Source organism: Roseateles sp. P5_E1, from assembly GCF_054049335.1.
Map to the genome: position 1 here is coordinate 26,462 of NZ_JBFUMN010000051.1, position 10,574 is coordinate 37,035.

General features: G+C 58.1%; 4 protein-coding genes, 2 tRNA genes and 3 rRNA genes. 2 read left to right on the top strand and 7 right to left on the bottom strand.

What is annotated here, in order from left to right:
- Positions 1-29: 29 nt before the first annotated feature.
- Positions 30-1,055, bottom strand: a complete 1,026-nt coding sequence (locus ACXJKJ_RS24775) for an alpha/beta hydrolase family protein (protein ID WP_457393305.1) — start codon at positions 1,053-1,055, stop codon at positions 30-32.
- 100 nt (positions 1,056-1,155) lie between these two features.
- Between ACXJKJ_RS24775 and ACXJKJ_RS24780 the strand changes: the two genes are divergently transcribed.
- Together ACXJKJ_RS24780 and ACXJKJ_RS24785 are read left to right on the top strand one after the other, a co-directional pair.
- Positions 1,156-2,166: a LysR family transcriptional regulator gene (locus tag ACXJKJ_RS24780; protein ID WP_457393307.1), complete on the top strand. Its 1,011-nt coding sequence runs from the start codon at positions 1,156-1,158 to the stop codon at positions 2,164-2,166.
- Positions 2,167-2,231: 65 nt separating this feature from the next.
- A complete protein-coding gene (locus ACXJKJ_RS24785) occupies positions 2,232-2,789 on the top strand; it encodes a 2'-5' RNA ligase family protein (protein WP_457393309.1) in 558 nt (185 codons plus the stop codon).
- Positions 2,790-2,995: 206 nt separating this feature from the next.
- On the opposite strand, the gene rrf is transcribed toward ACXJKJ_RS24785, so the two are convergent.
- The 6 genes from rrf to ptsP all read right to left on the bottom strand — a co-directional run.
- Positions 2,996-3,108 (bottom strand): 5S ribosomal RNA (gene rrf / locus ACXJKJ_RS24790).
- 202 nt (positions 3,109-3,310) lie between these two features.
- Positions 3,311-6,189: ribosomal RNA gene (locus ACXJKJ_RS24795) — 23S ribosomal RNA — on the bottom strand.
- Between the two features lie 314 nt (positions 6,190-6,503).
- Positions 6,504-6,579 (bottom strand) — tRNA-Ala (locus ACXJKJ_RS24800).
- Positions 6,580-6,602: 23 nt separating this feature from the next.
- Positions 6,603-6,679, bottom strand: a tRNA-Ile gene (locus tag ACXJKJ_RS24805).
- Between the two features lie 195 nt (positions 6,680-6,874).
- Positions 6,875-8,398, bottom strand: a 16S ribosomal RNA gene (locus tag ACXJKJ_RS24810).
- Together the 16S, 23S and 5S rRNA genes with 2 tRNA genes alongside form the textbook arrangement of a ribosomal RNA operon.
- 729 nt (positions 8,399-9,127) lie before the next feature.
- A partial coding sequence (ptsP, locus tag ACXJKJ_RS24815) for a phosphoenolpyruvate--protein phosphotransferase (protein ID WP_457393311.1) occupies positions 9,128-10,574 on the bottom strand: 1,447 nt, incomplete at its 5' end.

Here is a 10,574-nt window from a genome sequence, read left to right on the forward strand (position 1 = left end):
CCGCGCCCAAGCGTGCACCGCAGCGGTGCTTACGCCGAGTGCAAGCGTGCTGCAAGCCGAGGTGTCGCGGCTTCGATGGGCTCGAGCAGGCGCGGCCAAAGCTTGGCACCCAGGTCACGTCGGAAGGGGCCGAAATGCTCGATCTTGCTGACGCCCAGATCGGCCGGAGCGACGGCATGGCGCTGCACGCGCGCGGCGCTGAAATGGCCGGCCAGCGCGTCGACGGCGGCGGCCGGACCGAAAAGATGGTCGTCGGTGACGCTCCACAGATGCGCCGGGCCGGTAAACCGGTGGTAGCTCCGCTCGCGCGCCAGGCTTTCGTCGCCGAACAGGAAGCCGGGCTTTCGCCCCCACGCGGCCCATTCGAGCGCCGCGGCAGCAGGCAGCTTCTCGGCGCGCGGGCCGAGCATGCGGCCGGGCGCATGGCCGAACAGCCTCACTGCGACCGGCAGCATCAGATGGAAGAACAGCCAGGCCTGCAGGCGCGCGAAGCCCGACCAATGCCCCAGGTAGGCCACCTGGGCCGCAACGCCAAGCAGCGCATCCACCTTGTCCTCGAAGCCGGGCACGAGGCCGACCGAGTTGCCGCCCAGCGAATGCCCGACCCACAGCAGGCCGAGTTCGCGGCGCTGGGCCGCAGCCTCCTCGCGCCGACGCTTGTCTGCCGCGTGCAAGGCTGCGCCCATGTCCACCCGAGCCCAATCCCGCGGGCGCACGTCCTCGCCGGGCTGCAGGGCCTCGCGCGAGGCAGCGATGCCTCGATAGTCGAAGCTCAACACGGCATAGCCGCGCCTGGCCAGCCACTCCGCGAAGTGGCGGTAATAGCTGGCCGGCACCGCCGTTGCGGCCCCTATCACGGCCACCGCGCGCACGCCGACGGCATGCGGGGGCTCAAACCACTGCGCCGCAAGCAGGCGGCCATCGCTGCAACGCAGCGGCGTCRGACAGACACGCACCTGCAGGTCGCGGGCGTGGGTGTCGTCCAGGTCCAGTGCACTTGTCGCCGGAATGGGCAGCGGCAGCGCATCGGCAGGGGTCAAGGGAAGGCTGTTCATCGGAACCTCGGGTCAGCGCGCTTGTGGCGGCGGTGGAGGCAGTCTAGATTGGCAACTTTTCAAGCAGTAGATCGTCTACAAGCCCCAGATCGTCAACAAAATGTCGACAAAGAACCCCGTCCCGCCTGGCGTCGGCCGACGCCGCCAGACCGCTGCCGAAGAGGCTTTGGACGCGAATGCGCTGGAGCTTTTCGCACGCATTGCCCAGGCCGGCAGCTTTGCCCAGGCGGCGCGGGACCTCGGGCTGACACGCGCGGCGATCAGCCGCCGCATTGCGGCTATCGAGAACGCAGTCGGCCTGGCGCTGTTCGCTCGCAGCACGCGCAGCCTGGGCCTGACGGAGGCCGGCCGGCGCCTCCACGCCCGTGCCCGCGCCGTTCGTGATGCGGCAGAGAGCGCCCGCCTGGCCCTGCGGCACGCGCGCGACCAGCTCGACGGCACGATCCGCATCAGCGCCACCGCCGGTTTTGGCCGGCATGTGCTCGCGCCTTTGCTCGCGCGCTTCCAACTGCTGCACCCGGCCGTGCGCTACGAACTCTTCTTCACGGATCGCCGCGTGGACCTGATGCGCGAAGGGCTGGACATCGCCTTCCGCGTCACCAGCAGGCCACCCGAGCAATGGGTCGCTCAGCCGGTGCTGCCCTTTGTGGTGCGCGTCTACGGTCGCGGCCGACACCCATCTGCGCAAGAGCCCCAGGATCTCGCCAACGCGCCCCTGCTGCTGCTGGGCCAGGGAGAGGAGCCCCTCGTCACCGAGTGGCAGCACGACGACGGCCGACGGCAGAGCGTGTCGCTGCAGGCGGTGGCCTGGGGCAGCGACCTGGACGGGCTTGTCGCCCTGGCGCGCCACGGCGCCGGGTTGGTCATCGCACCGGATTTCTGCGTGGAGCCGCTGCGGGCGCTGCAGGATGAAGACGGCACAGTAGCGGCCGGGACGCCGAGCTTGGGCTCGTTGGCGGCAGCTGCGCTGGTCGACGTGCTGCCCGGATGGCGCATGCTGGCCGGTATTGACACTGTGCAAGCGTTGACCCTGCCGCTGCCTAGCGGCTCGGAAACCGCACGTGCGTTGGTTCGCTTCGTGCGGCAGTCGCTGGGCGGCGGTCGCGCGTGAGGGACTAAGGTGACTGAGCGGACGCCACCGATTACAAATCGTCTTGATGAGAGGCGGGGGACCCGATGAGCCGGCCGCGCTACCTGTTCATGGCCTGCCCGTCGGCTGACGCAGGAGACTGCATCGAAACGGCAATTCAGGGACTCCATTTGGACCAGCGGTTGCGCACCTTGCTGGTTGCGCGCGCCAACTGGCATCAGTCACTGTCGGGTCGCTATTGGCCGGACGAGATGCCGGAGGTGGAACAACTCCTGCTGCGGGCGGGTGGCTTGATCGCGGCGCACGCTGTCACCATGACGCTCAGCTGGATTGTCAGCAACCAAGGCTATTCCGCATTGAAGCCGAGAGGGATGCCGGCCGGATTCGTCGATCTGCTACGTGCCATCAACGCCGCGCTCGCAAAGCAAGGGCTCAGCGCGTCGGCGCAAGACGCGCCGCACATCACCCTCAGCTATCTCGCCGCAATCGCCGATGCGCCCATCGCGATAGAACCCATCGACTGGACCATCGATCGCGTGCTGCTTGTCCGCAGCGAGGGTGACGGGGCGGGCTACCGCTACAGCGAAGTCGCGAGTTGGGAACTGCCTGCGGCGCCCCTGGCTCCGCAAATTGATTTGTTTTGAGTGGGCCTGAATTGGCGCCACCAATTCAATACGGCAACAGCACCCAACGGGCATCCGAAATCTGCCCATGTCGGCAGGCGGCAGGCGGCATTGCTCATCACCGCCCGATTCGTTTGCCGCGCACTCTTGAATCCGGCTGAATATTCAGATCACCCAAAAACAAAACCCCTCACAGCCTGAGCTGGAGGGGTTTTGAGGGGTAAATAGCCTGACGATGACCTACTTTCACACGGGAATCCGCACTATCATCGGCGCTGGCTCGTTTCACTGTCCTGTTCGGGATGGGAAGGAGTGGGACCAAGTCGCTATGGTCGTCAGGCTTGACTGGTTGGTTCATTGACATGGTCAATAAACCCAATTCGTAGAGTCAGCAGAACTTGGTTTTATCCAATCTGCACGCTGCAAGTTTTATCGCTTGGCAGCGGAATCAGCTTAATTTGATTGCGTCTTCGTAGCTTCGAAGAACGACATAACTTGAACACTCACCTTGAGACGTGCTGCGCACAGACTCTCAAAGTTATAGGGTCAAGCCTCACGGGCAATTAGTACTGGTTAGCTTAACGCATTACTGCGCTTCCACACCCAGCCTATCAACGTCCTGGTCTCGAACGACCCTTCAGGGGGCTCTAGGCCCCGGCAAGACTCATCTTGAGACGAGTTTCCCGCTTAGATGCTTTCAGCGGTTATCTCTTCCGCACTTAGCTACTCGGCAATGCCACTGGCGTGACAACCGATACACCAGAGGTGCGTCCACTCCGGTCCTCTCGTACTAGGAGCAGGCTCTCTCAATCTTGCAGCGCCCACGGAAGATAGGGACCAAACTGTCTCACGACGTTTTAAACCCAGCTCACGTACCTCTTTAAATGGCGAACAGCCATACCCTTGGGACCGGCTACAGCCCCAGGATGAGATGAGCCGACATCGAGGTGCCAAACACCGCCGTCGATATGAACTCTTGGGCGGTATCAGCCTGTTATCCCCAGAGTACCTTTTATCCGTTGAGCGATGGCCCTTCCATACAGAACCACCGGATCACTTTGTCCTACTTTCGTACCTGCTCGACTTGTCAGTCTCGCAGTCAAGCACGCTTATGCCAATGCACTATCGACACGATTTCCGACCGTATCTAGCGTACCTTCGAACTCCTCCGTTACACTTTGGGAGGAGACCGCCCCAGTCAAACTGCCCACCATACACTGTCCCCATCCCGGATAACGGGACAAGGTTAGAACCTCAAACACACCAGGGTGGTATTTCAACGTTGGCTCCATCAGATCTAGCGACCTGACTTCAAAGCCTCCCACCTATCCTACACAGATCTGTTCAAAGTCCAATGTAAAGCTACAGTAAAGGTTCATGGGGTCTTTCCGTCTTTCCGCGGGGAGATTGCATCATCACAAACATTTCAACTTCGCTGAGTCTCTGGAGGAGACAGTGTGGCCATCATTACTCCATTCGTGCAGGTCGGAACTTACCCGACAAGGAATTTCGCTACCTTAGGACCGTTATAGTTACGGCCGCCGTTTACTGGGACTTCAGTCAAGAGCTTGCACCCCATCATTTAATCTTCCAGCACCGGGCAGGAGTCACACCCTATACGTCGACTTTCGTCTTTGCAGAGTGCTGTGTTTTTAATAAACAGTTGCAGCCACCGATTCTCTGCGGCCTCATTGGGCTCACCAAGTAAATGGATCACCTACTAAAGGCACACCTTCTTCCGAAGTTACGGTGTCAATTTGCCGAGTTCCTTCTCCAGAGTTCTCTCAAGCGCCTTAGAATACTCATCTCGCGCACCAGTGTCGGTTTGCGGTACGGTCGTCAATAGCTGAAGCTTAGTGGCTTTTCTTGGAAGCAGGGTATCACTCACTTCGTCTGCAAGCAGACTCGTTATCACGCCTCATCTAATCCCCCCGGATTTGCCTAAGGGGCACGACTACACGCTTGAACCAACATATCCAACAGTTGGCTGAGCTAACCTTCTCCGTCCCCACATCGCACTATTGATCGGTACAGGAATATTGACCTGTTTCCCATCAGCTACGCATCTCTGCCTCGCCTTAGGGGCCGACTCACCCTACGCCGATGAACGTTGCGTAGGAAACCTTGCGCTTTCGGCGAGGGGGCTTTTCACCCCCTTTAACGCTACTCATGTCAGCATTCGCACTTCTGATACCTCCAGCAGGCTTCACAACCCACCTTCACAGGCTTACAGAACGCTCTCCTACCACGTGCAATAAATTGCACATCCGCAGCTTCGGTAACTGGCTTAGCCCCGTTACATCTTCCGCGCAGGACGACTCGATCAGTGAGCTATTACGCTTTCTTTAAATGATGGCTGCTTCTAAGCCAACATCCTGACTGTTTTAGCCTTCCCACTTCGTTTCCCACTTAGCCAATTTTAGGGACCTTAGCTGGCGGTCTGGGTTGTTTCCCTCTTGAGTCCGGACGTTAGCACCCGGTGCTCTGTCTCCCAAGCTGTACTCATCGGTATTCGGAGTTTGCATAGGTTTGGTAAGTCGCCATGACCCCCTAGCCTAAACAGTGCTCTACCCCCGATGGTAATACTTGAGGCACTACCTAAATAGTTTTCGGAGAGAACCAGCTATTTCCAAGTTTGTTTAGCCTTTCACCCCTATCCACAGCTCATCCGCTAGTTTTGCAACACTAGTCGGTTCGGACCTCCAGCACCTGTTACGGTACCTTCATCCTGGCCATGGATAGATCACTTGGTTTCGGGTCTACACCCAGCGACTATTCGCCCTATTCGGACTCGATTTCTCTACGGCTTCCCTATTCGGTTAACCTCGCCACTGAATGTAAGTCGCTGACCCATTATACAAAAGGTACGCAGTCACCCTTGCGGGCTCCTACTTTTTGTATGCATGCGGTTTCAGGATCTATTTCACTCCCCTCCCGGGGTTCTTTTCGCCTTTCCCTCACGGTACTTGTTCACTATCGGTCGATTACGAGTATTTAGCCTTGGAGGATGGTCCCCCCATATTCAGACAGGATTTCACGTGTCCCGCCCTACTCTATTCGCGCCTAGTTCCACAATCTGCATTTCTCATACGGGGCTATCACCCGCTGTGGCCGGACTTTCCATTCCGTTCTGATATACAAACTGCTAAAACGCGAGGGCTACTCCGATTTCGCTCGCCACTACTTTCGGAATCTCGGTTGATGTCTTTTCCTCGAGCTACTGAGATGTTTCAGTTCACCCGGTTCGCCACAATGACCTATGTATTCAGTCAGAGTTACTCCTTGCGGAGTGGGTTTCCCCATTCGGAAATCTCCGGATCAAAGCTAATTTGCCAGCTCCCCGAAGCTTATCGCAGGCTATCACGTCCTTCGTCGCCTGTAATCGCCAAGGCATCCACCACATGCACTTAGTCACTTGACCCTATAACTTTGACAGCGCTGACTGCACTGTCGTCAAGGACTCAATCCGATCTTGTTTCATCGGATTGTTATTTGAGTATTCACGCGTTACGCCGTTCTTCATACCTAATCAATTTCTTGCTTAGTTGAAGTCTATGTTTGACGCAATCAAAATCGCCGTTAGCGGCACGGTGTACCAGAAGGTACTTTCCGCTAACAGCGCTGATTCGACTCTACAAATTGTTAAAGAACAACAGCCGATCTTTGCAGACCAGAGCTGGTAAACCTCAGCGAACATTGCTATTCGCTAAGGTTTACCAACTGAGTAAGTGAAACTGGTGGAGGATGACGGGATCGAACCGACGACCCCCTGCTTGCAAAGCAGGTGCTCTCCCAGCTGAGCTAATCCCCCGGTTCAAATCTTGCGACTTGCCGTGGTGGGTCTGGCTGGATTCGAACCAGCGACCCCCGCCTTATCAAGACGGTGCTCTAACCGACTGAGCTACAGACCCACGCGAACCATGCGCATGAACTCTGTTGTTGTCGCCAGCCTGTCGAGGCCAGCTCAACAGGCTCACGCAATTTCACTCACTGTTGTGTGACAGCCGATAAGTGTGGGCGCTTAAAGCAAAGTGCTTGAGCTTTCGCTCTTTAGTGTGATCTTGCTCTGCCACTACCTAAGTAATGACGAGGCGCGATCTATCTAGAAAGGAGGTGATCCAGCCGCACCTTCCGATACGGCTACCTTGTTACGACTTCACCCCAGTCACGAACCCTGCCGTGGTAATCGCCCTCCTTGCGGTTAGGCTAACTACTTCTGGCAGAACCCGCTCCCATGGTGTGACGGGCGGTGTGTACAAGRCCCGGGAACGTATTCACCGCRGCAAGCTGATCYGCGATTACTAGCGATTCCGACTTCAYGSAGTCGAGTTGCAGACTMCRATCCGGACTRMGAYMGGGTTTCTGGGATTRGCTYSCCCTCGCGGGTTKGCAGCCCTCTGTCCCGGCCATTGTATGACGTGTGTAGCCCTACCCATAAGGGCCATGATGACCTGACGTCATCCCCACCTTCYTCCGGTTTGTCACCGGCAGTCTCATTAGAGTGCCCTTTCGTAGCAACTAAKGACAAGGGTTGCGCTCGTTGCGGGACTTAACCCAACATCTCACGACACGAGCTGACGACRGCCATGCAGCACCTGTGTTCTGGCTCTCTTTCGAGCACTCCCAAATCTCTTCAGGATTCCAGACATGTCAAGGGTAGGTAAGGTTYTTCGCGTTGCATCGAATTAAACCACATMMTCCACCGCTTGTGCGGGYCCCCGTCAATTCCTTTGAGTTTCARYCTTGCGRCCGTACTCCCCAGGCGGTCAACTTCACGCGTTAGCTTCGTTACTGAGAAGAAACCCTCCCAACAACCAGTTGACATCGTTTAGGGCGTGGACTACCAGGGTATCTAATCCTGTTTGCTCCCCACGCTTTCGTGCATGAGCGTCAGTACAGGTCCAGGGGATTGCCTTCGCCATCGGTGTTCCTCCGCATATCTACGCATTTCACTGCTACACGCGGAATTCCATCCCCCTCTACCGTACTCTAGCTATGCAGTCACAAATGCAGTTCCCAGGTTGAGCCCGGGGATTTCACATCTGTCTTGCATAACCGCCTGCGCACGCTTTACGCCCAGTAATTCCGATTAACGCTTGCACCCTWCGTATTACCGCGGCTGCTGGCACGWAGTTAGCCGGTGCTTATTCTTYRGGTACCGTCATGAGCCCCAGGTATTAACCAGAACCTTTTCTTCCCTGACAAAAGCGGTTTACAACCCGAAGGCCTTCTTCMCSCACGCGGYATGGCTGGATCAGRCTTGCGYCCATTGTCCAAWATTCCCCACTGCTGCCTCCCGTAGGAGTCTGGRCCGTGTCTCAGTCCCAGTGTGGCTGRTCRTCCTCTCAGACCAGCTACAGATCGTTGGCTTGGTGAGCTTTTACCCCACCAACTACCTAATCTGATATCGGCCGCTCCAATCGCGCGAGGTCTTACGATCCCCCGCTTTCACCCTCAGGTCGTATGCGGTATTAGCTGCTCTTTCGAGCAGTTATCCCCCACGACTGGGCACGTTCCGATATATTACTCACCCGTTCGCCACTCGTCAGCTTAACCTGTTACCGTTCGACTTGCATGTGTWAGGCMTRCCGCCAGCGTTCAMTCTGAGCCAGGATCAAACTCTACAGTTCGATCTTGAATTTACTCAACGGAATCGACTTAAACCATTTGCATAGTTCAAATCTAATTTCCGTGAGCGTTTAAAGTCCGAAGGACCGTCATCAGTCACCTGACAACATCACTTCACTTCAAACGCCCACGCTTATCGGCTGTGAATTCTTAAAGAACATCGCGCTTGAAACTCGTCAGCATTCGCTGCTTTGTTCCATCCGCGTCGCTGTCAAATCAGTTTGATTCGTCAGCAGCAAAGAAGCGAGATTCTAATCTGCTTTTTGCGTCGTCGTCAAGTATTTTCGAAAATTTCTTTCTCCATACTCATCGACTTGCTTTCCTTCACCACCTCCAAACTACTCGCTTTCGCGTTTTGTTCGTCAGCAGCAAAGAGGCGAGATTTTGATCTGCTTTCGCAGCATCGTCAAGTACTTTGCGAAAATTTCTTTTCAGAACTCTTCAGCACCCAACGAACTCTCCAGCTCGCCATCCAGACCTTTCGGCCCAGCTCCACCAACCACCTCACAACCATCCGCCGTTCCCGGCAAGCGCTGCGTTGTGATCAGCGAAGCCCACGACTGTAGCATAGGTTTTTCTGTGTTCGCAAGATCGTCTGGCAATTTGATCTGGCGCGGCCATTCCCAGCGATTGAGGTAATCAGCAACCTGTACGCCTAACTCGGAACCAGGCAGCCATCCGTGGCGGTTGCCCTCGGCAGCCGAGCGGCCCGGCGCAAATAGCCATCGCAGTCAATGCACAGCTACTGCGCTGCGAGCAACGACCAGCTCCTTCTCGGCGGTGGCCTGAGGATCGTCGCTGTCCAGGATGTGCGGCAGGGCCGTAGCAAGGCGCTGCGCGTCAGCGCGCAGGATGCGCTGCTTGACGGCAGGAATCTGTGACGGGTGCATGGAGAAACTGCGCAGGCCCATGGCCAACAGCAGTTCGGTAAAGACGGGGTCGCCCGCCATCTCGCCGCAAACGCTGACGCCCTTGCCCGCCGCGCGCGCCCGGGCGATGGCTTGGCTGATCAGCTGCAGCACTGCCGGATGCCAGGGATCGTAGAGATGGGCAACTGCTTCATCGGCACGGTCGATGGCCAAGGTGTACTGGATCAGGTCGTTGGTTCCTATGGAGACGAAATCCACATGCCGCAGCAGCAGCGGCAGCATGACCGCTGCGGCCGGGATCTCGATCATGACGCCCAGCTCGACGCGCGTGTAGGCATGGCCGGCATCGGTCAACTGCTGCTGCACCTTGCGCACCGTCTCGACGATTTGCCGAACTTCCGACAGGTGCGCCACCATCGGGATCAACAGTCTGACCTTGCCGAAGGCGCTCGCTCTATAGATGGCGCGCAGCTGCTGACGGAACATGCTCGGCTCGGCCAAGCTCCAACGGATGGCACGCAGGCCCATCGCCGGGTTGAGCACATGCTCGTGGCGCAGTTCGTTGACCGTCAACCGATCCAGCGGCTTGTCCGCCCCCACGTCGACGGTGCGAATCGTGACCGGCATGCCCTTCATCGCCACGACGGCAGCCTTGTAGGCGGCGAACTGTTCTTCCTCGCTGGGCAGTTCGCCCTCACGGTTCATGAACAGGAACTCGCTGCGGAACAGCCCGACGCCCGTGGCTCCCGATTCCACTGCCGCCTCCGCGTCGGCAGGCATCTCGATATTGGCGTGCAATTCGATGTGCTCGCCATCCAGCGTGACGGCCGGCGTGTGCCGCAGGCGCCCCAGCCGCGCGCGCTCCAGTTCGCTCTGGCGCTGGCGGAAGCGGTACTCCTCCAGGACGATGGGCGAAGGATTGACGATGACCGTGCCCGCGTCGCCATCGATGATGACCCAGTCATCCTGCCTGATGAGGCGCGAGGCCTCGCGAGTGCCCACCACCGCCGGGATATCCATGCTGCGCGCGACGATGGCGGTGTGGGAGGTCTTGCCACCAATGTCGGTGATGAAGCCGCGGAAGACGCTGCGCTTGAACTGGATCATGTCGGCCGGCGCAATGTCGGCGGCCACCAGTAGCAGCGGATCCTCGCCCGCAAAGTCGCGTGGCGTGACGGGCGCAGGCGTGTCACCCCGCTCCTGGGACAGCGCACGCAACACACGCTCGACGACCTGCTCCAGATCAGCCTTGCGCTCGCGCAGGTAGTCATCTTCCATCTCGTCGAACTGGCGTGCCAGCACCTCGAGC

Excerpts from the sequence above, each read along its gene's own strand:
- ACXJKJ_RS24780 (WP_457393307.1), top strand. The coding sequence starts at position 1,156 with ATGTCGACAAAGAACCCCGTCCCGCCTGGCGTCGGCCGACGCCGCCAG.
- ACXJKJ_RS24785 (WP_457393309.1), top strand. The coding sequence starts at position 2,232 with ATGAGCCGGCCGCGCTACCTGTTCATGGCCTGCCCGTCGGCTGACGCA.